This is a genomic window from Sorangium sp. So ce590, assembly GCF_051521365.1.
Taxonomy (GTDB): Bacteria; Myxococcota_A; Polyangia; order Polyangiales; family Polyangiaceae; genus Sorangium.
In genome coordinates, this window is sequence record NZ_CP150346.1 from 10,943,287 (window position 1) to 10,968,993 (window position 25,707).

23 protein-coding genes are annotated in these 25,707 nt (G+C 72.9%); 6 read left to right on the top strand and 17 right to left on the bottom strand.

The window, feature by feature from the left end:
• Positions 1-54 precede the first annotated feature (54 nt).
• A complete protein-coding gene (locus tag WMF28_RS41525; RefSeq protein WP_437599274.1) occupies positions 55-1,500 on the top strand; it encodes a serine/threonine-protein kinase in 1,446 nt (481 codons plus the stop codon).
• A 105-nt stretch (positions 1,501-1,605) separates the two neighbouring features.
• Here the strand turns inward: WMF28_RS41525 and WMF28_RS41530 are convergent, their stop codons facing one another.
• From WMF28_RS41530 to WMF28_RS41560, 7 genes are all read right to left on the bottom strand, one after another.
• On the bottom strand, positions 1,606-2,265 hold the full coding sequence (locus WMF28_RS41530; RefSeq protein ID WP_437599275.1) for a superoxide dismutase family protein: 660 nt from the start codon (positions 2,263-2,265) through the stop codon (positions 1,606-1,608).
• Positions 2,266-2,507: 242 nt separating this feature from the next.
• Positions 2,508-3,512, bottom strand: coding sequence for a hypothetical protein (locus tag WMF28_RS41535; RefSeq protein WP_437599276.1), 1,005 nt, complete (start codon positions 3,510-3,512; stop codon positions 2,508-2,510).
• 187 nt (positions 3,513-3,699) lie between these two features.
• The gene (locus WMF28_RS41540; protein WP_437599277.1) at positions 3,700-4,875 is read right to left on the bottom strand and encodes a response regulator; all 1,176 of its coding nucleotides are present in this window, start codon (positions 4,873-4,875) and stop codon (positions 3,700-3,702) included.
• Positions 4,872-6,533, bottom strand: coding sequence for an ATP-binding protein (locus WMF28_RS41545; protein WP_437599278.1), 1,662 nt, complete (start codon positions 6,531-6,533; stop codon positions 4,872-4,874). Before WMF28_RS41545 ends, WMF28_RS41540 begins: the two co-directional genes overlap by 4 nt.
• A gap of 241 nt (positions 6,534-6,774) precedes the next feature.
• Positions 6,775-7,923, bottom strand: a complete 1,149-nt coding sequence (locus tag WMF28_RS41550) for a hypothetical protein (protein ID WP_437599279.1) — start codon at positions 7,921-7,923, stop codon at positions 6,775-6,777.
• A 49-nt stretch (positions 7,924-7,972) separates the two neighbouring features.
• Entirely contained in the window at positions 7,973-8,653 is a 681-nt protein-coding gene (locus WMF28_RS41555) for a sterol desaturase family protein (RefSeq protein ID WP_437599280.1), read from the bottom strand.
• A 67-nt stretch (positions 8,654-8,720) separates the two neighbouring features.
• The gene (locus tag WMF28_RS41560) at positions 8,721-8,909 is read right to left on the bottom strand and encodes a hypothetical protein (protein WP_437599281.1); all 189 of its coding nucleotides are present in this window, start codon (positions 8,907-8,909) and stop codon (positions 8,721-8,723) included.
• 205 nt (positions 8,910-9,114) lie between these two features.
• Here WMF28_RS41560 and WMF28_RS41565 point away from each other — a divergent pair, with 205 nt between their 5' ends.
• Positions 9,115-11,916 (top strand): hypothetical protein, encoded by a 2,802-nt coding sequence (locus WMF28_RS41565; RefSeq protein ID WP_437599282.1) that lies wholly within the window; start codon positions 9,115-9,117, stop codon positions 11,914-11,916.
• A gap of 12 nt (positions 11,917-11,928) precedes the next feature.
• Here WMF28_RS41565 and WMF28_RS41570 read toward each other — a convergent pair whose 3' ends face one another.
• Entirely contained in the window at positions 11,929-14,688 is a 2,760-nt protein-coding gene (locus WMF28_RS41570; RefSeq protein ID WP_437599283.1) for an AAA family ATPase, read from the bottom strand.
• Positions 14,689-14,832: 144 nt separating this feature from the next.
• Here WMF28_RS41570 and WMF28_RS41575 point away from each other — a divergent pair, with 144 nt between their 5' ends.
• The 3 genes from WMF28_RS41575 to WMF28_RS41585 all read left to right on the top strand — a co-directional run bounded on the left by WMF28_RS41575 (position 14,833) and on the right by WMF28_RS41585 (position 18,291).
• Positions 14,833-15,573, top strand: coding sequence for a hypothetical protein (locus WMF28_RS41575; RefSeq protein ID WP_437599284.1), 741 nt, complete (start codon positions 14,833-14,835; stop codon positions 15,571-15,573).
• A 433-nt stretch (positions 15,574-16,006) separates the two neighbouring features.
• The gene (locus tag WMF28_RS41580; protein WP_437599285.1) at positions 16,007-16,924 is read left to right on the top strand and encodes a hypothetical protein; all 918 of its coding nucleotides are present in this window, start codon (positions 16,007-16,009) and stop codon (positions 16,922-16,924) included.
• 146 nt (positions 16,925-17,070) lie between these two features.
• The gene (locus WMF28_RS41585) at positions 17,071-18,291 is read left to right on the top strand and encodes a hypothetical protein (RefSeq protein ID WP_437599286.1); all 1,221 of its coding nucleotides are present in this window, start codon (positions 17,071-17,073) and stop codon (positions 18,289-18,291) included.
• A gap of 151 nt (positions 18,292-18,442) precedes the next feature.
• Here WMF28_RS41585 and WMF28_RS41590 read toward each other — a convergent pair whose 3' ends face one another.
• The 6 genes from WMF28_RS41590 to WMF28_RS41615 all read right to left on the bottom strand — a co-directional run bounded on the left by WMF28_RS41590 (position 18,443) and on the right by WMF28_RS41615 (position 22,808).
• Positions 18,443-18,601 (bottom strand): hypothetical protein, encoded by a 159-nt coding sequence (locus WMF28_RS41590; protein WP_437599287.1) that lies wholly within the window; start codon positions 18,599-18,601, stop codon positions 18,443-18,445.
• A gap of 229 nt (positions 18,602-18,830) precedes the next feature.
• A complete protein-coding gene (locus WMF28_RS41595; RefSeq protein WP_437599288.1) occupies positions 18,831-19,931 on the bottom strand; it encodes a hypothetical protein in 1,101 nt (366 codons plus the stop codon).
• Between the two features lie 97 nt (positions 19,932-20,028).
• Positions 20,029-20,592 carry a hypothetical protein gene (locus WMF28_RS41600; RefSeq protein ID WP_437599289.1) on the bottom strand — a complete coding sequence of 188 codons (564 nt, stop codon included), beginning with the start codon at positions 20,590-20,592 and terminating at the stop codon, positions 20,029-20,031.
• Positions 20,589-21,362, bottom strand: coding sequence for a hypothetical protein (locus tag WMF28_RS41605; RefSeq protein ID WP_437599290.1), 774 nt, complete (start codon positions 21,360-21,362; stop codon positions 20,589-20,591). The genes WMF28_RS41600 and WMF28_RS41605 overlap by 4 nt, the downstream gene beginning before the upstream one ends.
• Positions 21,359-21,799 (bottom strand): hypothetical protein, encoded by a 441-nt coding sequence (locus WMF28_RS41610; RefSeq protein WP_437599291.1) that lies wholly within the window; start codon positions 21,797-21,799, stop codon positions 21,359-21,361. Before WMF28_RS41610 ends, WMF28_RS41605 begins: the two co-directional genes overlap by 4 nt.
• Before the next feature lie 592 nt (positions 21,800-22,391).
• Positions 22,392-22,808, bottom strand: a complete 417-nt coding sequence (locus WMF28_RS41615; RefSeq protein WP_437604368.1) for a hypothetical protein — start codon at positions 22,806-22,808, stop codon at positions 22,392-22,394.
• A 344-nt stretch (positions 22,809-23,152) separates the two neighbouring features.
• Here WMF28_RS41615 and WMF28_RS41620 point away from each other — a divergent pair, with 344 nt between their 5' ends.
• A complete protein-coding gene (locus tag WMF28_RS41620; RefSeq protein WP_437599292.1) occupies positions 23,153-23,395 on the top strand; it encodes a hypothetical protein in 243 nt (80 codons plus the stop codon).
• A gap of 81 nt (positions 23,396-23,476) precedes the next feature.
• Here the strand turns inward: WMF28_RS41620 and WMF28_RS41625 are convergent, their stop codons facing one another.
• From WMF28_RS41625 to WMF28_RS41635, 3 genes are all read right to left on the bottom strand, one after another.
• Complete coding sequence (locus WMF28_RS41625; protein WP_437599293.1) at positions 23,477-23,887, bottom strand: response regulator; 411 nt, start codon at positions 23,885-23,887, stop codon at positions 23,477-23,479.
• Between the two features lie 231 nt (positions 23,888-24,118).
• Positions 24,119-25,345: a hypothetical protein gene (locus tag WMF28_RS41630; RefSeq protein WP_437599294.1), complete on the bottom strand. Its 1,227-nt coding sequence runs from the start codon at positions 25,343-25,345 to the stop codon at positions 24,119-24,121.
• A gap of 16 nt (positions 25,346-25,361) precedes the next feature.
• Positions 25,362-25,562 carry a DUF350 domain-containing protein gene (locus tag WMF28_RS41635; RefSeq protein ID WP_437576826.1) on the bottom strand — a complete coding sequence of 67 codons (201 nt, stop codon included), beginning with the start codon at positions 25,560-25,562 and terminating at the stop codon, positions 25,362-25,364.
• Between the last annotated feature and the right edge of the window lie 145 nt (positions 25,563-25,707).

Consider the following 25,707-nt stretch of genomic DNA (forward strand, 5'->3'; position numbering starts at 1 on the left):
CATTGCGATAGGGTGGGCATTGCGGCGCGGCGCTCTCGGTCGGAGGCTTTGGACATGCGCGGCCTGGAAGAGATCCAAGGGCTGGAGGTCGGCACCCTGATCGCTGGCAAGTACCGCGTGGATCGCCTGCTCGACAAGGGGGCGATGGGCGCGGTGGTCGCCGCGACCCACATGGAGCTCGGTGAGCTCCGGGCGATCAAGCTGCTGTTGCCGGCCACCGCCGCCGACCCGGAGATGTGCGGGCGTTTCCTCCGGGAGGCGCGGATCGCGGCGCGGCTCAAGAGCGAGCATGCGGTCAAGGTGCACGACGTCGGGCGGCTCGAGAGCGGGCTGCCCTTCCTGGTGATGGAGTTCCTCGACGGCCGCGATCTCCGGGTCCTCCGCAAGAAGCGGGGCCCGCTGCCGATCGAGGAGGCGACGCTCTACGTGATCCAGGCCTGCGACGCGCTCGCGGAGGCCCACGCGATGGGGCTCGTGCACCGCGACGTGAAGCCGGCCAACCTCTTCTTGACGCACACCCGCGAGGGCATGCCGTGCATCAAGGTGCTCGACTTCGGGATCTCCAAGGTATCGGAGGCGGCGTCGCTGGGGGTCGCCGAGATGCGGACGAGCACGGGCCAGATGCTCGGGACGCCGCACTACATGCCTCCCGAGCAGATGCGCGGGCAGCGCGACGTCGACGCGCGCGCGGACATCTGGGCGGTCGGCTCGCTGCTTTACGTCCTGCTCACGGGCCGGTATCCGATGCACGCCCGCTCGGTCCAGACGGTCTCGCTCGTGCTCGGCGGCCAGTTCGTGCCGCCGCTGCCGTCGAAGGTCCGCCGCGGGCTCACGCCGGAGATCGATCCGATCATCATGCGGTGTCTCGAGAGGGACCGCGACAGGCGCTGGCCCGACCTGGCGGAGCTCGTGCTGGCGCTCCGCCCGTTCGCGCCGCCCGCTGCCCAGCCGCTCGTCGAGCGCATCGAGCGCGTGCTCCGCGGGGGCCTGCGCGACTCGCTGGCCGGCGCGCACGCCGGCGTGGACGGCATCGACGCGGGGGAGCGCGGCCCGATCTCCGTGGCCACGGGCTCCGGTCCGTCGCCGGGCGGCGTGGCGTTCGCGCTGCGAACGGAGGGGCCGTCTCCCCCGGCTCCGCCGCCCTCGGCTCCAGGCGCGGAGGTCGGTCCTGGGGAGCCGAGCGAGGCCGTCACCGTGCGGGACAGGCCGTGCGTGCCGGCGGAGGCCGGTCCCGTGGCGCGGGGGGAGGGGGGCACCGCGCCGGCGGGGCCGCGGGTCGAGGAGGCCTCCGAGAGGGCGCTCGCCGACCCGGACTTGCCCGACAGGGACTCCTTGGTGTCGTGGGAGCGGCGGCTGCGCTCGCCTCCCCGGGCGCCCTTCGTCCTGGCGGCGGTGGCGGCGGTGATCGTCGCCGTGCTGCTCATGAGCGGCAGGAGCCTCCCGGCTCCCGGCTCGGCCCCGCGGGAGCAAGGGAACTTGGTCAGCGCTCCTCCTCGGTGACACGGGAGCGGGCGACTCCCGTGCTGCCGGGGAGGGGGCTCCGAGGCGCGGAGCGCCGCCGGAGGATGGATTCAACGTGTCAGTGGTACAGCGCGGCGGCCCGCGTCACTTGCTCTGCGCGATGACGCCGCAGCCGATGCGCCCTCCGGCGTTGCCGGCGGGCTGGCTGCCGTCGTCCTGCTTCTCGTGGACGATGATGGCGCGGCCGAGGAAGCTGTTCGGGGCGCCCTGCTTGAGATTGGCGCCGTGGGCGACGATCTCGTGGGTGCCGGTCCCATCGGGCTTGACCTCGATGTTGCCGAGATCGCCGAGGTGGCGAGCCGAGGCGTCGGGGAGGCCGTGCGGGTGGTTATCGGGGTTGTAGTGCGCGCCCGCGCTCTTCGCGTCCGGCGCGCTGCAGTCGCCGGTCTCGTGCACGTGCACGGCGATCTTGCCCTTGGGAGCGCCCGAGACCTGGATGGCGACCTTCACGCCGCCCTCGACCTCGGTGAAGGTCGCGGAGCCCTTCAGCTTCGACTTGGTCCGCGCCTCGATGGGCACCTCGACGGTCACGGGCGGCGCGGGCGCGGGCGCGGCGCTGTCGCCCTGCGGGGGGCTGGCCGCGGCCTCCGGCGCCGGCGCGGGCGCAGCGGGCGTCTCGGGCGCGGGCTGCGTCGGCTGGGCGGGTACGTCGGGGACCGCGGGGGCCGGCTCGGGCGCGCCGCCGCAGGCGGCAACGACCAGGACGAACGAGGCGAGCAGCGAGAGGGGATAGGCCGGTTTCATCACAGCGGAGACCTCCATGTTTGTGAGGCGTTGAACCACCGCCGTCTCGTAGAGCGGACCCGGCGAGCGATCAACCGGAGAGCCCGACAATCGTCCACCGCCGCGAGCACCCGTCCCGATTCGTCCCCACGCTCCGCGCAGGCCGCAGGCCCGGGGAGCCCCTCCCGGCTCGGGCCCCGGAGCTGAAATGAACGAGGCGCGGAGTCCACCTCCGCGCCTCTGACGAGCTCAGCCGCGCGAGCTCACTGCGCGGGCGGGCAGCCGATGGGCTCGGTGCCGATCACGACGTCATCGATCCACATCGTGCGGGGCTCGTCGGCCTGATAGGACTCCCAGCCGAAGCCGATGCTCGTGAACTCCGGCGCGGTCCACTCGAAGCTCTCCACCCCGTTGGCGCAGCCCTGGCCGGTCCCGGACATCTTGAGCTCGGCGATCTCCGCGCCGTTCAGCCAGAAGCGCATCTCGTTGTTCGGTCCGTCGAAGCTGAACTCGACGCACGTCCACTGGCCGACCGGGAGCACCTTCCCCTCGGCGTGATGCCAGCAGTCCGTCGCCGGCGCCGTCGGCGGACTGCTCCATTGCCCGGGCGTATCGTAGTTCGCCATGAGCTGGCTGCCGCCATCGATCGGATGCTGGCCGCCGTAGCGGTACACGGCGGTGTAGGGCATCCCCTCGAACTCCTTGCCCGGAACGACGCCCGCGCCGTCGGCGATGGTCCAGTGCACGTCCGTGTCAGGCGCGGCATCGAGGAAGTACATCATGCGGCCATGGATGACGTTCCCCTCGACGGGCAAGGCGGTCGCGTCCTTGAACTGGATCATGGCGGACTTGTAGTTGTTGTCTCCCGAGCTCTCGGGCGTGGTCACCTTGATCGACTTGGTGCCGCTGTACGCCATGGCCGTGTCGACCGAGACGGCGGAGCCCTCCATGGCCGTGTAGACTTCCCACTTGCCGCCGGGCGCGCCCTGGGCCTCGTACGACTCGAAGTCGTCGCAGAGCAGCGCCCCATCGGCACAGGCCGAGTCGCCGCCGCCGTCGCCGCCCGCGCCCGCGCCGCCCGTACCGGTGGTCGCGCCGCCGCCGTCGCCGCCCGTACCGGTGGTCGCGCCGCCGCCGCCGCCGCCCGCGCCGGTGCCGGTCGAGGTCGACGCCCCCGTCGTGTCGCCGTCGTCATCCGAGCACGCGGCTGCGCCCACTCCCGATGTCACGAGCAGGCCCAGCAAGGTAATGCAATGTCGAAGCTTCATGTTCGTCCTGTCCTCCGCGGCGACTATTGCACGAGCGCCTTGCGTGGTTCAAGAACGAATGATTTCGACGGATCACCCGATCCACGGGCTCGATCTCGCGTGGCCCCGCGGGCGCGGCGCAACCCGGTCACGCTCGAAGCACCCTTGAAGAGCCGGCCTCTCCGCTGCCTCCAGCGAGCGTGAGCCCTCAGGCCCCGCCGCCGTCGGTTCGCGCCGTGTCTGCGCTCACCAAGATCGCCTCCGGCGCCATGGCATAGAGCTTCTCCTCTCCCTGCTTGCCCCGGATCCGCACTAGCGCGGGCATCGCCCCTGCCGGGCTCCCGGCCGCGGCGAACGTCGCCTCGTCCATCAGCAGGCCACCGGGCTTCGCGTGCGCCTGAATCCGAAACGCGGTGTTCACGCGATCGCCGATGATCGTGAACTCCCGCCTGCCGCTCGACCCGATGCTCGCCAGGAGGACTGGCCCTGTCGAGAGCCCGAGCCGCGTCGGGAAGGCGGGCCGGCCCTGCGAGCGCTGGTGTTCGTTGAAGGCCGCGATGCTCCGCTGGATCCCCTGCGCCGCCGCGAGCGCGTCCGGCGCGCTCCGGAAGAACGCGAGCATGCCGTCGCCCACGTACTTGTCGACCTCGCCCTTGTGGTCGTAGACGACCTGCGCCACCGTCGCCATGTACAGGCTGAGATCCGCGAGCAGCGGCCCCGGCTCCTCCTGCTCCGAGAGCCGCACGAACTCCTCGATGTCGCTGACCAGCACCGTCAGCACCTCGCGCGCCGGCGCGCTCGGCCGGTTCGACGACACGCTCTCCTCGATGCTCTCCCACGCCCTGTCGGAGAGGTACCCGCGCAGCGCCGCTTGCATCTGGCGGACCTGCGCGTAGCGGTCCTCGAGCTCCTTGCGCTGCCGATCGAGCTCCCGGCGCTGCCGGTGCAGGAGCAGCTGCGTCGCCACCCGCGCCAGCACCTCGCGCAGCTCGAACGGCTTCGTCACGTAATCGACGCCGCCCGCGTCGAACGCCATCACCTTGTCGCCGATGCCGGTCATCGCGCTCAGGAAGATGACCGGGATGTCCGCCGTCCGAGCGTCCCCCTTCAGCCGCCGGCACACCTCGTAGCCGTCCATGTGGGGCATGCTCACGTCGAGCAGGATGAGGTCCGGCGGCGCCGCCGCCGCCGACATCAGCGCCATCGCGCCGCTGATCGCCGCCCGCACCTCGTACCCCTGCGCCGTCAGCATCGAGGTCAGGAGCGACAGGTTCGCCGGCATGTCGTCCACGATCAGGATGTTGGCGGGCTCGTCCCTGGGGCGCTCCGGCCGCGCGCCCGGGGCCGTCCCGCGAGGTGCGGGCTTTGCGTCGGTGTCCGTCATGACGGCTCCTCCTCGTCAGCGCTCGATAGCGCCAAGATGCTGTCGAAGCGATACCCTCGCGCGAGCTCGGCCACCGCCCCCGCGAGCTCCGCGTCCTCCGGCCGGAACCGGTCGATGGCCGCCTGGACGGCCTTGGCGTCGAGCCGCGTCGCCGCCCGCCGGAGGTCCTTGCGCAGCGACGCGGGCAGCCCGGCCGCCGCGCGCGCGAGGTCGACCGCCGGCGCCGCGGGCGCGGGCCGCCGCTCCGCGGGGCGATCCTCGTGGTCGAAGCGGGCCCCGAGGTGCTTCGTCAGGAGGTCGAAGATGTCCGCGTCGCGGAACGGCTTGCTCACGAAATCGTCGCACCCGGCCTCCGTCGCGAGCGACCGGTTCTGCTCGAACGCGCTCGCGGTCATCGCGACCACGACCGTCTCCCGCCCCCGCGGGCTCGACTTGATGCGGGTCGCCGCCTCGTAGCCGTCGAGCAGCGGCATGCGGAGGTCGAGCAGGACGAGGTGCGGCGCCCACGTCTCCCACTGGGCCACGGCGCCGAGCCCGTTTGTCGCGCTGCGCACCTCGACGCCCACCGAGTCGAGCAGCTTCAGCAGGCAGTGGCGCACGTCCCACCGGTCGTCGACCACGAGCACGCGGTACCTCGGCTGGCCCGGCGAGAGCCCGACGACCCGCCGCGTCGGCGGACGGCGCGCCCCGCCGCCGGATGGCGCGTCGCCTTCGTCGGCCAGCGTGAGGCGCACGTCGAAGCGGAGCGTCGTCCCGCGGCCGAGCTGGCTCTCGACCTGCATGTCGCCCCCCATCATCCGCACGATGCGCCGGCTGATGTGCAGGCCGAGGCCGGTGCCCTCGCCGGACCGCCGCCCGGCCGCCGTCTGCGCGAACGCCTCGAAGAGCTCCTCGATCTCCTCCCTGGCCATGCCCCGGCCGGTGTCGATCACCTCGAACGACACCCGCGTCCGCGCCGCCGCCGCGCCGTCGGGCGCGCCGGTCCCGCGCCGCGCCCACACGCGCAGCGTCACCGCGCCCCGGGGCGTGAACTTGAGCGCGTTGCCGAGCAGGTTGATGAGCACCTGCCGGAGCTTCCCCTCGTCGCCGTGGACGTGCTGCGGCACGTCCTGCTCGCGCTCCACGGTGAGCGTGAGCCCTCGCTTCTGCGCCTCGACAGCGAACATCTCGGAGAGCCCCGAGAGCATGGCGTGGAGGTCGAAGTCGGCGTCGGCGAGCGTCATCCGGCCGGCCTCGATCTTCGCCATCTCGAGGATGTCGTTCACGAGGCCGAGCAGGTGCTCGCCGCTCTTGCAGATGACCGCGAGGTTCTCGCGGTGCCGGTCGCCGAGCGAGAGGTCGCGCTCCATGAGCTGCGCGAAGCCGAGGATCGAGTTGAGCGGCGTCCTGAGCTCGTGGCTCATGTTGGCGAGGAACGCGCTCTTCGCCCGGCTCGCCGCCTCGGCCTCGGCCCGCGCCCTGCGCGCCTCCTCCTCGGCCCGCCGCGCCTCGACGAGCTCCTCGTCGAGCCGCAGCGAAGCGGCGCGGCTCACCGCGAGCTCCTCGGCCTTGCGATCGAGCTCGCGCTCGCGGGCGAGGAGCCGCCGGCGGACCGCCCAGAGGGCGATCACAAGGAGGGTCCCGACGACCACCGAGGCGGAGATCCCGACCAGCTGCATGCGATAAGCCCCCACCCACCTGCTGCGCGGCGGGATGGACCGGAGCGCCGATCCCGTCCGAAGGCAACGCTCAGCGTACAGGAGTTCGGGACAGGGCGTGGGGCCCGCGTTCGGCGGCGCCGCGCGGCTCCGCCGACGGAACGGCTCGCTCGTCAGGCGGACCACGGAATCGCTCCGCCGCGGCGCGGCGCGGTCGTCGCTGCGCTGCGACCCGGGTGTACCTGCTCGCGCGCCGCCGGCGCTACCGCGCGCCGCCGTCGCCCGGCCTCGTCCGCTGCCGCGGCGTGATGACCGCGTCCGGCGGCGGCGCGGCGGCGTCTCCGCGCGGCGGCGCGGTGCCCTCGAGCGCGGGCGGCTGCGGCGCGGGCGCAGGCGGCTCTCTTGGCGAGAGCGACGGCTGGCGCAGGCCGCGCAGCGAGGCGAGCCGGTCGACGAGGGCGCCGGCCTCCTCGGCCGACAGCCTGACGCGGGCGTGGAGCGCCTTGCCCTCGGCGGCGATCGCGATGCGCTCGAGCACGCCCCCGAGGCCGATGAGCCGCGTCGCGAGGTCCTCCGCGCGCGCGTCGCGGGCGGCGCTCAGCTGTGCGCCGAGCTCGGCGCAGGGGGCCTCGGCGTCGCAGAGGACGGCGGCGTGGACGGCGATCTCGGGGCCGAGCGCGACGGCGGCGCCGCCGGAGACGATCGACGCCGCGGGCGACCTGCCGGCGCCGCTCAGCGCGAGCTCGCGCCCGAGCTCGGCGCGCTGCTCGGGCGTGAGGACCACGGTGACGCGCGCCGCGCCCTCGCCCACCGCGCGGGCGATGGCGTCGTGCGCGGCGCTCGCGCCGACGGTCGCCGCGCGCCCGTCGGCCGCGTCGACCATGGCGCGCAGGTACGCGCCGCCGCCGAGCAGGATCGGCCCGCCGGGGCGCACCGCGATCTCGCCGCGGCCCTCGGCGCTCGCGTCCCGCACCGCGCGGAAGCTGCCGAGCGCGGCGACGACGGGCCGCCCGCCGCGGGCATCGATCACCTTCGAGGCGCACGCGAGCAGCGCCTCGTCCTGAACGGCGCCGGCCGCGACGAGCCCGAAGTCGCCGGGATCGCCCGCTGCCGGGATGGCGATGGCGACCTCGGTGAGCCCGGCCATCGGGTCGAAGCCGCACACGTCGCGCACCCTGCCGAGCCCCGGGATCTCGCGCTCCTCGCGCAGGAACGAGGCGAACGCGGGCGAGGCGCGCAGCGCCGGCAGATCGAGCGTCGCCACGAGCAGCGCGCCCGCCGGCACGGCGTCGAGCGCGCGGGGCGCGGCGGGGGGGCTCTCCTGCCGCCGGCCGACGAGCCAGGCGAGCCCGCCGCCGAGCAGGACCCCGGCGAGCAGGAGGACGAGGCCGTCTCTGGTCCGCGTCTGCACGCGCGACCCGTTAGCACACGGGCACCGCGGGCGCCCCGGCGCGCGGCGGCTACGCTCCGCTGCGCCGCCGCGGCGACCAGCGCGTCCCGCGGACGACGTCGAACACGGGCACGGTCACGTTGAAATTCCAGCGCTTCATGAGCCGCGGGTCGTGGTGCCGCCGGTGGTGCTCGCGGAGCCGCGCGAGCCCCGGGACGCGGTACACCGGGCTGTCCGGCGGCAGGTGATACGCGAGGTGCATCCACTCGTAGCTGACGAAGAACGCCATCGCCGTCGCGAGCCCGAGCAGCGCCGCGTCCCGCGAGAACACGAGGCCCGCCCCCGCGGCGAGCGGCAGCAGCAGGGCGAGGACCAGGAGCGCCGAGTAGGGCGGCATCAGCACGAGCCAGAGCTCGCGGGCGCTCCGCAGCGCCATGTCGTCGGCGGTGAAGGCGAGGTGGTGCTCGCGCTCGTGCCGCTCGCACAGCCCGCCGAGCAGCGGCGCCCGCCGGTGCAGCACCGACCTGTGCGCCCACCACTCGAAGGCGAAGGCGAGCAGCAGCGTCGCCGGAACCGCGAGGAGCTCGACCGCCTCGACCGCGTCGACGAGCCCCACCGCCGCCGCGAGCACGAGGGCGCCGAGCGCCGTGGGGGCCGCGAGGTGGAGCGCCGGGGAGTACCCGCGCGGGATCCGCGCCGCGATCTCCGCGCGCCGCGGCGGCCGCGGTGGAGCCGGCTCGTGCACAGCCATCGAAAAACTATGAATTCCAACAAAACAGAACGCAAGCGCGGGCGGGGCCGCCGGCGAGGGGGCGCGCTCAGCTTTCCTGGCGCTCTTCCTGCGGCTCCGCGCTGTCCTCGGGCGCGCCTCCGTCCCCCGCGGGCGCGTTCCGCTCGAACAGCCCGCCGATGGCCTCGCCGATGCGGCCGATCTTCGCGGCGAGCAGCACCACGATGAGCAGGAAGGCCGCCAGGGCGATCTCGTTGTGGGAAGCGCCGAGCACCATGTGCCGAGGTCTACCACGCGGCGCGCGCTGCGGGGCCGCAGCCGCGGCCAGGCGCTCGCGGCGCGGCGGCGCCGGGCGCGCCCTGCGGCGGGAACACCCGAGGGGCCGCGAACACGTTTGACAGCCCGCCTGCGACCGTTGACAGTCCAGGCGAACCGGGGGCCTGAGTGCTGCTCCGCTGGGCCGCCGCCACGAGATGACCGCCGTGTCCGAGCTCCGCGACGACCACGAAGCCGTGCAGGCGCGCCTGCGCGCGGGCACCATCCTCGTGGCCGACGGCTCGGCGGAGGGCGCGGCGATCGGCGCGGCGCTGCGGGGCCGGGGCTTCGAGGTGATCGCGGCGCCGATCGACGAGCTCGAGGCGCGCCTCGCGCGCGACGCGCCGCGCGTGGTGATCGTCGATATCGACGAGCCCGGCACCATCGAGGCGCTCGAGCGGCTCTACCTCCGGGCGGGCGGCGTCGCTGCGTCCGTGCTCCTCGTGGGCGATCCGGTCCGCTCGGCGGAGCTCGATCCGCAGCTGTTCGGGCAGGTCTTCGAGCGCCCGGTCGACATCGCCGAGCTCGCCGCGCACGTGAGCGCGGTCGCGGAGCCGGGGCGCTTCCGCGGGGAGCATGCCGCCGCGGCGGCGGACTACCCGGGCCCATTCGACGACGAGGTCCCGTCGAACCCGGACTTCTCCAGCGATCTCGACCGGCTCGACGTCGGCTCGGTGCTGCCGCCGCCGGAGGACGGCGCGGAGGTCGGTCCGCGGCTCCTGCCGGCGCGGATCAGCCCGGAGCTCGAGGAGATCCTCGTCGCCGCCGAGCAGCGGGTCACGGCGAAGGCGCGCCCGTCGAGCATCCCGGCGGCCGAGGAGGACGTCGACCTGATGCTGTCGCCGGAGCTGCTCTCGGCCCTCGACGAGCCGCTCGATCCGGAGGAGGACGAGCCGCGCACCGGCGCGAGCGCGGGCCAGGCGCCGCTGCCCGCCGGCTCGGGCTCGCAGCGGAGGGGCAGCTCCGACCCGTACGGCGCCGCGGCCGCTCCGCACCCGTCGGCCACGCGCGCCGAGAACACCGGGCCCGGCGACCTCCTCGCCGAGCTCGCCGAGCCGGGCGAGGACGAGCACGACGACGAGCTCCACGCCGATCCGTCGCTCGACGCGGCGTACGCGACGAAGCGCGCCGGGCCCGAGCTCGCGGCGTTCTCGATCGACCGGGAGGGGCACCTGCTCGGCAGGGAGGAGCGCGATCAGGGCGCCTCCGCGCGTCGGAGCGGCGGGCGCGACGCCGCGCCGCAGACCCCGCGCGACGCGGGCCGGCCCCCCGGCTTCGGGTCGCCGCCGCCGCGCGTCGAGGCCGCGTGGGAGCGGTCGCCCTCCCCCGCGCCGCGCGAGGAGCCCGCGTGGGACCGCGCGCCGCCGGGCCCCGCGCGCGGCGAGGACCTCGACTGGGTGCGCGCCCCGTCCGGTCGGATCGAGCCGAGCCGCCGCCAGCGCTACACCGAGCCGCCGCCGACCCGGTCGCGCGGCGCCCGCGACCCGCGCGCGCCCGGCTTTCCGCCGCCTCCGCAGCCCGCGCCGGGCGTCGCGTTCGTGTCGCCGCCCTCGGTCGAGGTGAGGACCGCGCTGCTGCCGCCGGGGGGCGGCGGGGCCGAGCCCGAGCCGCTGCCGCCTGGGCCCGCGCCGGTCCGCTCCGCCGCCGCGGGGCGCGCCCCGGTGCCCGCCGGCGGGCCTGCCACGGTGGGCGCGGGGACGCCCGGGCGCGGTTTCCTCCCGCCGATCTCGCCCGCCGCGCCGGGCTCGTTCGGCCGCATGCCGCTGTCTGCGCCGTCGTCCATGGCGATCTCCGGCGCAGCCTTCCGTGGGCCCGCGCCGCCCATGCCTCCCATGCCGGCGGTGCCCTCCGCGCCCGCCACGGTCAGCACGGGCGCGCTCGGTCACGCTCCGCTGCCGCAGCTCGACGACGAGGCGCCGATCTCCAGCGGCGCCTCCTCGACCACGGTGCTCGGCCCGGGCGACGCGCCGCGCGCGCTCGCCCGCGCGGTGGGCAGCCGCTCTTCCGGCGCTCTCGCGATCACGACCGAGGAGGGCGCGCGGCGCATCGTCCTGCACGAGGGCGATCTCGTCACGGCCGGCTCGAGCATCCCGGACGAGACGCTGCTCGCCTTCCTCGTCGGGCGGGGCGACATGGAGCGCGAGGTCGCGACGCGGCTCGCGGGCAAGCTCCCCGCGTCGGGCCGGCACGCCGGCGCGGCGCTCATCGCGCACGGCCACCTCGGCCAGGACGACCTCTGGCCGGTCCTGCGCGCGCACGCCGAGTGGGTCATCGGCCACGTCGTGCTCATCGAGGCCGGCACGTGCGATCTGGAGGCCGAGCCCCCGGGCCGCCTCAAGGCCGAGCCGAACGTCTTCGGCGGCGCGACCGGCGCCGAGGTCTTCGTCGAGACGATCCGCCGTGTGATCGCCCCCGAGGTCGCCCTGCGCCGCCTCGGCGGCCCCGGCGCGCGCCTCGACGACGGGGTCCGGCGCAACCTGCTCGGCGAGTGCGCGCTCCGGCGCGAGGAGGAGGAGCTCGTGCGCACCGCGCGCGGCAGGAGCGTCGGCGAGCTCGTGGGCGCGGCGGAGCCCGAGAACGCGAGCGTCGTCTACGCGCTCGTCTGCCTGGAGGTGCTCGACGTCCTCATCCCGCCGTCGATCACCGAGGCGCCGCCCCCGCCGGTCGAGGATCCGCTCGACGAGGAGGCGATCCGGCAGCGCGTCCGGGCGCGGCTCGCGCTGGTCGAGGACGGCGACTATTTCTCGATCCTGGGCATCGCGCGCGACGCGACGAACTACGAGATCCGCCGCGCGTACCTCGCGCTCAGGAAGGCGTTCGAGCCGTCCACCCTGCTCACGGCCGCGACCGTGGACCTGCTCGACGACGTGCGGCTGGTCATCGAGGTGCTCGACGAGGCCTACGAGATCCTGCGCGAGCCGCACCGGCGCGAGCGGTACAGGCGGGCGATCGAGGCGGGGCCGCCGTAGCCGGCGGGCCCTTCAGCTGGAGCACGCGGCATAACGCCGCTCGCCGGCCCGCGCGATCGCGTCCACAACGACCTCGCCCTGCTCGACGCCGACGAGCGCCGCGGACCCCTCCTCCAGCTGGCCGCGCAGGATCAGCTCCGCGAGCGGCGCCTCGATGAGCCGCCCGATCGTGCGCTTCATCGGCCGGGCGCCGAGCTCGGGATCGAACCCGCCGGCGTCGAGCAGCGCGTCGATCGCCTCCGGCTCGACCTCGAGCTCCACGCCGCGCGCCTCGAGCTCGCGCTCGAGGCCGCCCAGCAGGCGGCGCGTGATCTCGGCGACGTCCGCCCGCGTGAGCGGCGCGAAGCTGAGGACCTCGTCGATGCGGTTGTAGAGCTCGGGCGGGAGCGTGGCGCGGGCCGCGGAGAGCATCGCCTCGCCGAGGCGCTCGGGCGTCACGGCCGCGGAGGCGCGCGCGAAGCCGACGGAGCGCTCGGATCGGAGCGCGCCGGCCTCCGCCGCGCCGAGGTTCGAGGTCATCACGAGGACCGTGTTCGTGAAGTCGACCCGCCGGCCGCGGCCGTCGGTCAGGCGGCCCTCGTCGAAGACCTGAAGGAACGCCTCGAGCACGTCGCGGTGCGCCTTCTCGATCTCGTCGAGCAGCACCACCTGGTAGGGCCGCCGCCGCACCGCCTCGGTGAGCTGGCCGCCCGCCTCGTGGCCGACGTAGCCCGGCGGCGCGCCGACCAGGCGCGCGACCGCGTGCGACTCGGCGTACTCCGAGAAATCCAGCCGCGTCATGGCGTCCGGCGAGTGGAACAGCGCCTCGGCGATCGCCTTCGCCGTCTCCGTCTTGCCCACGCCGGTCGGGCCGAGCAGGAGGAACGACCCGATCGGGCGGCGCGCGCGCAGGCCGGCCGCGTTCCGGCGCAGCACCCGGGCGATGCGCGCGAGCACCTCGCCGTGGCCCACGACCCGGTCGGCGAGCAGCGTCTCCAGCGAGAGCATCCGCTCGCGGTCGGTCTCGAGCAGCCGCTCGACCGGGAGATCGGCGAGCTCGGCGACCACCTCGGCGACCTCGGCGGGCCCCACCTGCCGCGCGGGCTCGCGGAGCTGGGCGCGGGCGCTCGCGGGCGCTCGCGCGCGCCGGCGGGTGCGCGCGCCCGCGAGGTCGAGGATCGAGAGCGCCTTGTCGGGCAGCGCGCGCCCCGGCAGGTAGCGCACCGACCAGGCGACGGCCGAGGCCAGCGCCTCGTCGGTGAACGCGAGCCCGTGGTGCGCGCCGAGCCCGACCGCGACGCTCTGGAGCAGCAGGAACGCCTCGTCCTCCTCGGGCTCGTCGATCTCGACGATCGTGAAGCGCCGCGCGAGCGCCGGGTCGACCTCGATGCTCTTCCGGTACTCCTCGGGCGTGGCGGTGCCGATCAGCGTGAGCTCGCCGCGGGCGAGCGCGAGCTTGAGCTCGGCCATCGCCTCGTCGAGCGCGCCGCTGCCGAAGAGCTCCGACATGCCGTCGATGAACAGGATCACCCGCCCGCCCGCCTCGCGGAGCTCCGCCCGCAGCGTGGACAGGCGCTCGCTCAGCGCGCCGCGCGCGCCCGTGCCGGCGAGCAGCTCCGAGGGCACGAGCTCGACGACGATGCGCGGCTCCCGCTCCTCGAACGCGAGCCGGTGCGCGATGCCGCGCGCCACCGAGGTCTTCCCCACGCCCGCCGGGCCGAGGAGGCAGGGGTTGTTGGCGTTGCGCTTGGCCAGCACGTCGAGCGCCTGCTCGATCTCGCGCTCGCGCCCGACGATCGGCTCGAGCTCCCCCTGCGCCGCCGCGAGCGCGAGGTTGTGGCCGAGCGAGGTGAGGGCCGGAAAGCGCCCGCGGTCGAGGGTGAAGCGCGCCGCGACGGCGCTCGCGGCGGCCGAGAGCGCCGCGATCGGCCGCCCCGCGGGCGAGGCGGCCGGGACGGCGGGCGAGGCCAGCGCGTCGTCCGCCAGGAGCGAGCGCCGGGGCGCGGGCGCGAGGGCCGCGGCCGGCTCGGCGGGGAGGGGCGCCTCGCCTGCGCCCGGGGCCGCGATGGGCCGGGGGCGCGGCGGCGGGAACAGCGGCACGGTGACGCCCGGGCCGGCGCCCTTCGACGACCGCGGCTCCGGCGCGGCGGCGCCCTTCGACGGCCGCAGCTCCGGCACGGCGACGCCGGCGAGCTTCGACGGCCGCAGCTCCGGCACGGCGACGCCGGCGCCCCTGGCCGGCCGCGGCTCGGCCGGCATGCGCGACGTGCGCTCCGGCCCATCGCCCTCGCCGCGGGCGCGGCGCGCCGGCGACGCCTTGGCCGGCGCGGCCGGCTTCTCCGGCGCGCCGCCGTCGTGGAACCCCCGCGCGGGGGTCCGCCGCGCCTGCACGACGCCGAGCGCGATCTGGAGCGCGGAGGTCCGCAGCCGCGCGAGGTCGACCCCCGACTGCGTGAGCGCCCGGTGGGCGGCCGAGCTGCGGTCGGACAGCAGCGCGAGCAGCAGGTGGAGCGCCGCGGGCTCCTTCGCCGTCGCGCGCTTCGCGACGTCGCGCGCGCCCCCCATCGCCCGGCCGATCGGGTCGGGCCCCTCGTCGTCGACCGAGCGGGTCGCCTTGAGCAGGGCCTCGTCGTCGAGCCGCCGATCGTGGAGCAGGTCCGCTGCGGGGCCTCCGCTCAGGGCGATGGCCGCGAGGAGGTGCACGCTCGACAGGCGCTCCTTGCGCTGGGCGGCGAGGTCCTGCGCGAGCTTACGCAGCGTGACGAGCTCGGCGTGGGAGCGAGGGCTGGTCATCCTTGCAGAGGTCTCCGATCCCCCGGTTCGCACGCCTGGAGAGGGCGGGCCAAATTTCGGGCCCGAGGTCCCCTGCGCGGCCGTTGCGCCCTTCGCCGGCGCTGTGCGACCCTGAGCCGCTTCACCCTACCTCTGGAGGTACTCATGGCAGACCCCTACATCGATCCGTTCGAGACCAAGGCGTACGGGAAGTTCGCGCGTGAGCAGATGGCTTCGGTGTTGATGGGCAAGATCGCCGCGCTTGACGGTGTGATCGAGTTCGCCGTCGACAAGCAGCTCCTCGCCGATCAGGCGATGGCGGACGTGCTCGACCGGCAGCCGAAGCCGGCGCCTGAGCTCGACTCTGCCGCTGTCCTCGCGGAGGCGCGCGACGTGGTGACGCGCTTCGCGTCCTACCTCGACTCGCTGAAGGGCCGCCCCGTCGACCCGAAGCTGTTCTTCCGCGGCGAGGTGCCGAGCGTCCTCGCGCGCCGCCGGCTCACCAAGCTCACCGCCGGCGTCGGGCACATCGTGGAGGAGCTCGCGCGACAGAAGGCGAAGATCCGCGGGGCGGAGATGTGGCTCGAGGAGATCGGCGAGGTGCACGAGAAGCTCTCGCGTCTCGAGAAGCAGCAGCGGGCTTCCCGGGTCGAGAAGCTCGAGGTCGGCCCCGAGGTCGGCGCCGCCCGCAGGGCGTGGCTCGCGGTCTACGACGCCAACAAGCTGCTGGTCCGGGGGCTGCTCGCCCACCTGGGCAAGCCCGAGCTGCTCCCGCTGATCTTCGACGACCTTGCCGAGGTCCACCGCGTGAGCGGCGTGTCGGACGAGCTGCCCGCCGAACCCGGGGCCGCCCCCCCCGGCGGCGCCACCGCGCCTGGGACGCCGGCGGCCCAGCCCGACGCCTGATTCCAGCGATCCGGCCCTCGCAACGCTTGCTGCAAGCGTTGCGACGGCGACTCGGAGGTCGAGTCGGCGATTTCAACGCTTGAAAGGCCGACTCGGCGCGCGAGTGGCTGCTTTCAAGGCTTGAAGGCGGCTGCTGGGATCCTCGGAACCCTGCCCCGAGCCTTGAAAAGGCCCGCTCGGATTTCGAGCGACCGCTTTCACGCCTTGAAAGCGGCCGCTGTGATCGCGAGGAGCCGCCTTCCACGACCGGCCCTCGCGGCCGGCGCAGGCCTCCACACCGACGTGGAAGGCAGCAGGAAACCCGCGAAGCTAGCCACGTACACCCGCTCTCGTCGCGAGCTCGTACACCTGCGCGGCCCAGGCCAGGACCGCGTGCGCGGCGCGGGCGGCGGACGCATCGGCGCCGGATGGAAAGTCGTCGATCGCGGTCATCTTGAGCACGGGAGCCACGGCGAGCGTGCAGGACAGCGTGATCGTTGCCGGCGACGGCAAGGACGGGGAGCCGGGAGAGGACGCGGACACCGAGCGGGCGACGGACGGCGTCGTAGGTAACAACGGCGCGAACGCCTGTACTGTGGACGCCGCCGTGGGCGCCCTTCCGGTGGTCACCGTGTGCGGCGACGGCATCGAGTCGACGGGCGGCTACGGCGGTGACGGCGGACTCGACGCCGGCGGCGATGGCGCACCGGGACAGCCGGCGCTCGCGGAGGATCCCAAGCGCGACAGCCACGCGGGGCTCGGCGCGGATCAAACGCGATGCACCGACCCTGGCGATGGCGCAGACGGCGCCGACGGTGGTCGTGCGGATGGCGCCTTGGGTCCAGGCTTCCTCCGCGACGATGGATGGATCGGTGTCCGTGGTAAGGACGGGACGAAGGGCGGCGTCGGCTATGGCGGCGGCGGTGGTGGCGGCAGCAAGTCGCGCGGGGAGATGTTTGCGTGTCCGACAAGCCGACCCCAAAGTGGTGCGGCCGGCGGCTCGGGGGGAAGCGGGGGTTGCGGCGGCAAGGGAGGCTGGGGCGGCGGCTATGGCGGCGCGAGCATCGGTATCGTCGCGCTGGAGGGCACGGACCTGACCGTCGCCAACACCGACGTGTTCACCGGCGATGGCGGCCAGGGCGGGGTCGGCGGAACGGGCCAACCGGGCGGCGCTGGTCAGCTGGGCGCTCACGGAGGCGTGGGTTTTGTTGATGCAATGTGGAGTGCATGCAAGGGCGGCGCGGGAGGTCACGGCGGTCGCGGAGGCGATGCCGGCGGCGGGCTGGGCGGCGCGTCCGTCGGCATCGCCTACGTGGTGCCCAACTTCGCCGTTCGACCCCGGGACCACCATTGTCCCCGGAGACCCCGGTAACGGTGGCCTCGCGGGGAACGCCGGCACGGAGAACGAGGTGGGCACAGGGAAACCCGGCCCACGAGCTCCTCTGTATGCCTTCCCGGCGGCGAGCGAGCCGATCCATTGAATCGCGCCGCGCGACACGCGGCCATCGAGGGATGCCCATGAACCTGAATCCCGCGATCCTCATCGTCGTTGCTCTGCCGCTCGCCTCGGCCGGCTGCGGGACCGCACCGGGGGTGGACGACCCGAAGGGTGCGCCGCCGTGCGACGGACCCTCGACGTGTGGAGGCGATCCGGTCCCCGAGTCCGTCTGCCTGCAGCAGCTTGCGAAGGGTCAGCTGGTCGACGGCTGCGGCGTGTTCGTCAACCATCCGTTTTTCGGCGGTGACGACGCGAACCCCGGCACGAAGGACAGGCCGGTTCGTTCCCTCCAGCGCGGCATCGAGCTTGCGCGCACCGGGCGCGGTCGCGTGTTCGCCACCAGCGATGGCTTCGAGGAGTCCATCACGCTCCCCTCCGGGGTGGATATCTACGGAGGCTTCAATGTCGTCGATTGGGAACCCCTGAAGGACACTCCACGCCCGTCGCAGGGCATGAGCAAAGTCCTTCCCTCGGTCGGGCAGATCGCGCTCATCGTCGAGCCGGCCCACGCCGGCGACACGGGGGCCGCGGACGGGGTCTCGATCATCGATCACATGTTCTTCAGCAGCCAAATGCATGTCGGGATGATCGTTCGGTCGGGCACCGCGGTGGAGATCGTCGGAAGCTGGATCGAATCCGACTACGGATTGGGGGGCCACGATGGAGACAAATCGCCGGGCCGGGCAGTGTCGGGGCCGGACGGGCAGGTTGGGGGAGACGCGTGCTCCGCGGCGACGGTCCCGGGTGGGGTTCGGGCGGTGAACTCCTGCGAGGGAGGGATCCCGCGCGCCGGTGGCAAGGGGGGCGACGGGCTCGCCGACGGCGCCGGAGACGGGGAGGACGGCGAGCCCGTACCCGAGCCGAACCCACAGCACGAGGGCTTGGAGGATCTGGCGACCGGGCAGACGGGGATTGTTACAGCGGCGCCACCGGGAAAAGCGGCATGTGGGGCGCCGCGGCGCTGCGGGGAAGGGCCGCGGGCGGCTCGACGAGACCGGATGGCACGGCGACGGGGCCGGCGACGGCGCCCGGGGGATGCCGGGCCAAGGCGGCGGCGGGGGCGGCGGGCGTCGCGGTGGGCTCGCGGTGTGCGGCGTGGCCACCAAGGGCACCAAGGGCGGCGCCGGCGGCGGCTCCGGAGGCGCGGGCGGTTGCGGGGGGCGGGGCGGCCGAGGGGGCGGGAACGCGCAGCCGAGCATCGCGATCGTGGCGCTCCACGCGAAGGTGACGGTGCGCGATAGCTTCATCATCAGCAACGACGGGGGCCAAGGCGGAGACGGCGGGGAGCCGGAAGAAGGCGGCAAAGCCGGCCGAGGCGCTCCAGGAGGCGCCTTGGGGGACGGCATGTGGTCCTGCCAGGGGGGGCAGCGGCGGCCCCGGAGGCGACGGCGGCTACGGCGGCCCCGGGCGCGGCGGCGACTCGATCGGCATCGCAACCCTCGACGAGGACCAGCTGACGCTGGAGGGGGTCACCTGGGAGATCGGGTTGCCGGGCCCGGGTGGCACGAGCTGGGACTGGTCGGGCGACGTGATCACGGGGGAGGACGGCATCGCCGTCGAGACGCTTCGGTTTCCTGAATAGCCGAAGTCACGTCATGGGAGAACGGCACGGACCTCCACGACGGCTACCACGATTGCAGGAAGGCAGGCAGCGAAGCGAACGGCCGTGACGCCAGGAAACCATGGGAGTAGGAGGGGACATGCCGGGACGGCCCTCCCGCTCTCCTCTTGGCGATCTCGGCGGCTTTTCTGCTGATCGGGGCAACTTCCAGCCGTCGTGCTACGACGAAGCCACGGGCTCCGAGTTCACGGGCCAACTCGCCAGGAAGCTCATGGCCCAGCCGACCATGGCGGCCGGCGGCTCGCCGTCACCGTCCCACGAGGCGACCAGCGCTTCGAGCGCGCGCGTGGCAGCTTCGAACTCGCGCTTGGCAGCGATGCCCCATGGAGTCATCGGCGGCTCAAGGAGCACGCGAATCTTCGCGAGCGCCTCGATCAACTCGTCCTTGCGAAGGACTCCATCCGTCTCCACCACGCAGTAGCAAGAACCGCTCTGCCGCTCTGGCATCAGGGGCCACAAGATGCAGTAGAGCGCCGTGAGCACCGTGAGCACCGCGATGAGCGGCTGTGTCAGGTTGCTCGCCTCGATCTGCGCACCGGGTGCCGGCTCATCAGACGGCGATGGCTCCACCCACCTGTGCTGGTCCGTGAACAGGCAGTCGTAGAGTCTGGCCTCCCCGGGGAGACGCAGGCCCGGCATCACATCGGGCACGAGCACGGTCCCGATCTCCGGCGGCATGCGCTCGCAACCGAAGGTCGCTTCGATGTCGCCGGAAATCCACTCCGCGCATGGCTGCTCATCGGGCAACAGATCGAAGGTGGCATATTCCCTCCCGATGATGGCGAACTTTTGTCCATCGTCCGGACGAGCGACGAACCTCGGATCGAACGGGCTGCGCGGAACGATGAAATGTAGGCCTAGAAACTTGACCGAGAACGAGTCCCTCGTTTGCTTCACGATGTCGATCGTGCGCGAGCTATGGACGATGTAGTAAGGAACCAGAAAGCTCACATGGAACCACAGCGTTCGCCCCGTGGACTCCGGCATGTCGATCGAAAAAGAGTAACACGCGTCGCAGCCTCCGCCGGGGAGATGCAGCGAATGGTTCATGAACCTACCAGGGAATCCGTCTTGGATGCGACGCCGCAGGGAGCGCCATCGGTCGCCCTTCGATGCCTGGATCCTCGCGCGCACGAGCCGGTCGTGCTCCTTGGTCTCCGCGCATAGCTGGACATCGATATCGCCGTCATCCATAATCCCGACCCCACGGGGATAGTATTGATAGACGATATCGAGTAGCTCATCAACGTTGTGTTTCATAGACTCGCAATCCTGGAACCGATGTGTCTGCTCTGTCCATCCAATAGCGTGCTCGGCCACGCGGGCGGCATCCACCCAGGGGAACCCAGGGGAACAGCTACGGATCCACCCAAGTCCACACGACCGAGAAGAGGCACACGTAGATCGTCGCCTCGCCCATCATCAAGCCATCCATGTCCACATCCGGCACCACCTCGTTCCCGAGCTCCGGCGGGATCGGCTGGTAGCCGGGGTACGTGGCCTCGATCTCTTCTGCGACCGCCGCCGGTATCTCGTCGGGCTCGCCCCGACTGTGGATTCCATAATAGGGCCCGAGGAGGCTCACGTGGAAGCTGAGCGAAGCCCTGTCGCTGAGCGAGGGAACGGGCCCCGAGTCCTGGGGGCGATAGATGCGGGCCGAGTACGCCGGGTCGATCCCCCCCGCAAACAGGTTGAGCGACTCGTTCTGAAGGCTGTATCGAACCCCCAGTCTGTCAATCATGGCCTCCCAGGTTGGGTACTCTGCTCGCCCGCGGTTTGCGGCTTCCACCAGGCGGCGGTGCTCCTCCGTGTCGTCGTAGACGGGTTCGTTGGAAGGTACATAGATGCGCATGATTTTCTGCACGCCCCGCGGGTAGAAGCGGTAGACGACGTCGAGCAGCTCGGAGCGATTTATCTTCATGGATTCGTCACCCTGGCTCCGAGTCCCGGGTACGTGGACCTGAACGCCGCGTCCGCATTCTTGGCAAACGCTTTGCAGAAGATCCCCTGCGGGAGGTCGTAATCCATGACGTTCGCGACCGCCTCCGCAATCTCTTCACTGAGGCTGGCTGCAAGGCCCGGATCGATTAGCCCCATCTTCTCAGTCCGGATCGGCATTTTGATCGTGAGAGGGCAGCTCCAGCTCTCGACCGGATGCGGGACAGTGAGTTTCCTGAAATTCAGGTTGGCCCTGGCCTCTTGCCACCCTCCGACTTTACCTGTGCCTGGGTCATTGACGGTGGTAACAAACGGGAAGTCCCCGGGATCGAAGTCTACGTATACCCAAGGGGCCATTCCAGGCGGCGGGCACTTCGAACTGCATGCATCGCTACAGCTCAAGGCGATCGCTCCGTCTCCGGCTGTGTCGCCGACTTCGGGGCACGGGTCTGGCGGGCTCGTCGGGCTCTCTGTCGGCCTCTCCGCGCTGTCGCTGTCGCTCGGTCTCTCCTCTTCGTCTTCGAGTTCCCACTCGTTGCACGCGATCTTGCGCTCGCCGCCACCCTGCGGGTCGGCCCCGAAGTCACCGGATGCGGCGGAGGTGTAGATGGGGCGGGGCTCCGAGCCTGGACCGGCACCTGCGCCCGAAGTTCTTTCCCCGACAGGATAGCAGTCTCCTATCGTCCAGTTGCACGCCGCCAGCGCCCAAGCCGCGATGACCAAGATCAATAATAGAACTTTTCTCACGTTCATTTCTCACTCCATCGAAGCACAGGACCAGCAACAACGACGACGGACACATGGCCCGGGAGCACCAGGCTGCCCCGACCGACCCAATCCACGTTGACGCTCACCGACACCCCCAGCGGTCCGGCGACGTACGCGTTGGTCTGCGCGTGGCCGCCTACGGCCAAGCCACCGACGCGGCCGCACAAGGTGACGCCGCACGCCGGCATGACGTAGAACGCGACAGACGGCCCCGCGCTGACGTTGCCGTCCTTCCACGCGTACCCGATGTCAACCGAGGTCTGGTTGTAGACCCCGGGCCCGTCCTCCTGGGTCGGGGGTAGGATCGTGCACAGGTCGTGCACCGTGAACAGGAGGTCTCGCTGGATGGGCCACGATATGCCCGCGTGCGGTCCCACCGCGAGGCGCGGAATGGTACCGGCCTGGAGCCACCCGAGGCTCACACCGGCGCTCAGTTCGTACGCTACCGCTTGCGCCGGTACGACGACGAGCGGGGGGACGACCAGGACCACCCATGGGATCCGCCGGCTTCCTGTGCCCACCGTCCCCTTCTCCCCTCTCCGCAACCGACGACCAACGTGGCGACGCGGGCCATTCTTCTGATGACAGGATCGGGCGTCAAACGGAATCCAGGCGAGAACACCACCATGGACGTGGGTCGTACCGTCCAGAGCGTGCGCCATCGCGCACCGGCCTGCGAGGCGCGAGCGCTCGTCGGCCTCCTGGCAGCGGCGCCACCTCCGCAGCGTTGAGCAGGGCAGCTGGTTCTTGGAAGGCGCTCGCCGCGGAGGCGGGCGGCGGAGCGCGGCCCGCTCCGGTGATGGGCTATCAGGCGGGAGGAACCATGACCGCAGGTCGCGAGCCGTTCACGGCGACGCCTCCGCGGGCTCCTCGTCGACGTCTTCGTCGTTGGCCTCCTCGTCGGCCTCTCTATCGGGCGCGCCCGCGCCCCCCCCAGGCGTGGCCGGCGCAGCGGATCGTCGATCTCGCGGCCGAGTGAGTCAGCGCGAAGAATCGCGAAGAATATGGAGGGGGTCAGATGATCAGGATGACATCGATATCGCTGTCCGACGGGAGCGCGCTCCCCGCGGGCACGTGAGGCGCGTTGGCCGGCGCCAGGCGGAGCGCGCCGCACGACCGCGGCCCCGAGCTCTCGGGCGGAGGTCCGCCGTCGGTCGAGCTGCCCGGCGGCTCGCCGTGCGCGCGCTCCGCGCAGCCGGCGATCGCGGCGCGGACCGCGCGGAAGACGCTCTCCGCGTCGAGCCCGCCGAGCTCCCGAGCCGCCCTGGCGAGGCTGTCGTCGACGCATCGGGCGCACGGCGTCGAGCTGGCCGCGAGCCGCACGACGAGCGTGGTCTCCGGGCAGCCGGGCTCTGCCTTGTTGAAGGGCACGGCGAGCGCCGAGCCCCTGCCCACATCGACGCTGACGAGCACGTTGTCGCCGTCGCGCACAACCAAGGTTTCACGCGGGCGTCGGCCGCTCACGCGTTCTGGAGCTGACTCACGATGGCTTGTGTTGACAAGGATCCACAGGCGATCGGAGCTCGCCTGTCCGCTCTTCTCCACCGCGTCGCTGGTGCGGCCTTCTGCCATTCGCTCGCCCTCCGAGGAGGCGAACCTATCGCCGCCGGAGGCGGACGGCGATGGGCCTTCCGGACAGACAATGTCCTCACCCGCGGGTCCGCCGGGGACGCTGCTGCGCCCGCGTGAACGCGGCCGATCCGCGGGTGCTCGCTGCGTCCGTTGCGCCATCCGGCGCGAGGCGGTAAGCACAACCACCGAGCGGAGGGCGAAGCGTGGATGAGCCGGAGCGACGCAACGAGGACCCGGAGCAGGGCGCGGGCGAAGGTGGAGCGGACCGCGCGTCGTTCGGTATCCTGTTCCTCGCGGCGGCGTTCGCGCTCGCGCTCCTGCTGACCGTGGTGGGGCTCCTGGCGTTCGCGGCGATGAGCCCGCGGTCGCCGGCGCCGTCCGAGCTGCGCGGCGAGCGGGCCGGCGCCGATCCCGTGCTGCACGGCGGCGCTTCACCGGCGGCCTGAGGGGGCGCGAGCGCAGCGCCGAGCTCGACCGGTGCGTGGGCGCGCGCCTGCCGCGCGAGCTCGGCACGGCGCGCGGAGACGCTAGCCGCAGGTCTTCTGGACGATGCCGAGCAGCGCGCCGAAGTCGACGGGCTTCTTCAGGTAGGCCGTGCCCTCGGGCGGGACGTCGTGGCCGGAGACGATGGTCACCGGGATGGCCGCGAGCGCATGCACCTGCTTCAAGGCGGCGAGCATCTCCTCGCCGGTCATCACCGGCATCATCAGGTCGAGCAGGATGAGCCCGGGCGGCGGGTCTGCCTCGTGCAGCAGATCGAGCGCCTCCCTGCCGTTGCTGGCGCAGTAGACATCGTAGCCCGAGGCTTCGAGCATCTCGCGGAGCAGCTCGCGGAGCTCGGCGTCGTCGTCGACCAGGAGGACGGGGGCGCGCGGATTCGAGGGAATCGGCGTCGGGCGCGGCGCGCCGAGCCCGTCGGTTGGCCGTGGTTCACTCATTTCTGTCACCTCTCCCGGACTGCGCAAGCACGTCGAAGCGATAGCAGGCGCAGGCCGCGCACGCATTGCATGCTCTCAGCATCTTCGGATCTTCTCCAGAACCATGGTTCCGGGCTGCGCGAGGCGGCGCTGGCTCCGCGCCCGAGCAGGGGGCGAGGGACGTGGCCGGAGCACGGGCGCCGCGAGCGAAGCCATGCGAAGCGCCGAGGGTTACGGGAGTTGCGTCGCGGGTCAAGCCTCTCGGCTCGCCGGAACCGACACGGCGTCCGTCACGCCGCCGCCGCTGCCGCCGCGCCCGCTGCCCTCGCCACCCTCGCCGTCCGCGCCCTCCAGGGCTCCGGACCGGAACCCGAGCGCGCGCGCCTGCGCGGGGCGCGTATGGCGACGGCGCCAGACCACCGCGTCGAGCAGGTAGTGGGTCGCCTGGGGGAGCGCGAGCAGCGGCACGAGCAGCGCCCGCGCGCGGGGGCCGAGGAGCGGCTCGTCCACGGCGCCGCCGAAGAGCTCCGGCTGGTCGTGCCAGACGAGCCGATCCCAGAGCATCTCCTCGGCGAACGCGAGCGCCAGCGCGAACCCGAGGAAGGCGAGGAGCCCGCCGGCGACGAGCCGCGCGAGCAGCGAGCGCGGCGCCTCGCGGGCCCGCTCCCGCGCGTACGCGAAGACGAGCGCCATGTACGGCACCCCGTGGACGATCACGTTCGTGACCGTGAACTGGAAGTCGCTGTCGGTGGCGACGATGCCGACGTACCAGGTCGCCGCGGTCGTCGCGACGACCACGTGCTTGCCGAGGTTGAGCGGCGCGCGCGCGACGCAGGCCCGCTGGATCGCGCGGGCGACGTACGCGACGGCGAGCGCGGCGTACACCGCGCCGAGCGGGCCCACCGCGGCCGCGAGCCGCGGGGAGCTCACGAAGTCGCCGTCCACGAACCACCGGAACGCGCGCGGCGGGTGCGCGTGCCAGTAGAGGAGCGGCCACCCGGTCGCCGCGTAGATGAGCGCGTCGTCGAGGAAGCGATCGACGCGCGAGCGCTCGCCCGCGAGCGCTCGGTAGATGGCGACCCACCCGACCTGCTGGCGCACGAAGTGGATCACGGCGGCGTAGGCGAGCGCGCGCCAGAACGTCAGCTCGGAGGCGAGGTGCAGCGCGACACCGGCGGCGTAGCAGGCGAGCGGCACGGCGGCGTAGAGCGCCGGGTGGCGGCGGAGCTCCTCGGGATCGAGGTACGTGCGGAAGAGCGTCGTGTGCACGTGCGCCACGTCGACGCCGACCACGAAGAGCAGGAAGCCCCAGGTCGGGAGCGCGCCCCCCGAGGAGAGCGCCGCGAGGGCGAGCGCGACCGCCGCGGAGCCGCCGAACACCGCGAGGTCGACGCCGCGGCCCCACAGGAAGGCGCCGCGGGCCGCGCCGCGCCGCCCGGCCGGCAGCGCGCCCAGGAGGTCGGGCCCGGCGGTGGCCAACGCCGAGACCCGCGCGTCAGCCGTGGATGGCCGCCGAGATGATCCAGGCGAGGCCCAGGATCACCGAGCCGATCACGATCGCGAGCGCCGTGTTCTGGTCCTCCTCGATCTCCTTGCGGATGGAGAACGGGGTCAGCTTCGTGATCAGCATGAACGCCAGCAGGAAGACGATCAGCCCCACGGCGACGAAGACGAGCGTGCCGACTACGGCTTTCATCAGGTTTTGAACGTCGGGCATCGGCGGTTCTCTCGGAGCTCGGGGCGGCGCGCGGCGCGCGCTCGTGACCTCGGGGGCTGCGGCGTGAGCCTACGCGAGACCGCCGACCGCGTGAAGCGCGGTCGCAGCGCCGCGCGGCGGGCGC

Bases quoted from the DNA above. Each gene is read 5' to 3' on its own strand.
- WMF28_RS41595 (WP_437599288.1), bottom strand. From the start codon at position 19,931: ATGAAACACAACGTTGATGAGCTACTCGATATCGTCTATCAATACTAT.
- WMF28_RS41635 (WP_437576826.1), bottom strand. From the start codon at position 25,562: ATGAAAGCCGTAGTCGGCACGCTCGTCTTCGTCGCCGTGGGGCTGATC.
- WMF28_RS41530 (WP_437599275.1), bottom strand. From the start codon at position 2,265: ATGAAACCGGCCTATCCCCTCTCGCTGCTCGCCTCGTTCGTCCTGGTC.
- WMF28_RS41605 (WP_437599290.1), bottom strand. From the start codon at position 21,362: ATGAACGTGAGAAAAGTTCTATTATTGATCTTGGTCATCGCGGCTTGG.
- WMF28_RS41545 (WP_437599278.1), bottom strand. From the start codon at position 6,533: ATGCAGCTGGTCGGGATCTCCGCCTCGGTGGTCGTCGGGACCCTCCTT.
- WMF28_RS41560 (WP_437599281.1), bottom strand. From the start codon at position 8,909: ATGGTGCTCGGCGCTTCCCACAACGAGATCGCCCTGGCGGCCTTCCTG.
- WMF28_RS41600 (WP_437599289.1), bottom strand. From the start codon at position 20,592: ATGAAGATAAATCGCTCCGAGCTGCTCGACGTCGTCTACCGCTTCTAC.
- WMF28_RS41575 (WP_437599284.1), top strand. From the start codon at position 14,833: ATGGCAGACCCCTACATCGATCCGTTCGAGACCAAGGCGTACGGGAAG.
- WMF28_RS41540 (WP_437599277.1), bottom strand. From the start codon at position 4,875: ATGACGGACACCGACGCAAAGCCCGCACCTCGCGGGACGGCCCCGGGC.
- WMF28_RS41590 (WP_437599287.1), bottom strand. From the start codon at position 18,601: ATGCCGTCCTCCCCCGTGATCACGTCGCCCGACCAGTCCCAGCTCGTG.
- WMF28_RS41525 (WP_437599274.1), top strand. From the start codon at position 55: ATGCGCGGCCTGGAAGAGATCCAAGGGCTGGAGGTCGGCACCCTGATC.
- WMF28_RS41555 (WP_437599280.1), bottom strand. From the start codon at position 8,653: ATGGCTGTGCACGAGCCGGCTCCACCGCGGCCGCCGCGGCGCGCGGAG.
- WMF28_RS41625 (WP_437599293.1), bottom strand. From the start codon at position 23,887: ATGAGTGAACCACGGCCAACCGACGGGCTCGGCGCGCCGCGCCCGACG.
- WMF28_RS41570 (WP_437599283.1), bottom strand. From the start codon at position 14,688: ATGACCAGCCCTCGCTCCCACGCCGAGCTCGTCACGCTGCGTAAGCTC.
- WMF28_RS41535 (WP_437599276.1), bottom strand. From the start codon at position 3,512: ATGAAGCTTCGACATTGCATTACCTTGCTGGGCCTGCTCGTGACATCG.
- WMF28_RS41585 (WP_437599286.1), top strand. From the start codon at position 17,071: ATGAACCTGAATCCCGCGATCCTCATCGTCGTTGCTCTGCCGCTCGCC.